Raw genomic sequence first — 273 nt, 5'->3', positions numbered from 1 at the left:
CAATTCAGTACCACTGCCCCGTCGAATGACAGACCATTCTGAGAGTACAGAGACGCGATCCGGTCGGGTGTTCGAGGGTCCGTCACCATCTCGGGGTTGACTGCCGTCGTGCGACCGACGATGTGCAGCTTCCAGTTGAACTGGTCACTCCAGACATACTCGACAGGCAGATATGAGCGTCGGTCGTCGGGATGAGCGATGTTGTGCGCGACACAGCGCGCCTGGTCGACCGCATTCGTCCAGTGCTCAAGACGGGTGAGATCGCCGCGAACC

The 273-nt window shown here is 59.7% G+C and carries 1 protein-coding gene; it reads right to left on the bottom strand.

Annotated features, from left to right (window positions below; all coding sequences use genetic code 11):
* Positions 1–273, bottom strand: a 273-nt coding sequence (locus tag ACZ3HG_RS23690; RefSeq protein WP_465334816.1) for a hypothetical protein, incomplete at both ends; no start/stop codon positions are given.

It is taken from the genome of Erwinia sp. PME.40.26/001 (assembly GCF_055556675.1).
The sequence above is the reverse complement of the archived record's forward strand: the minus strand, read 5'-3'. Positions and strand labels throughout refer to the sequence as shown.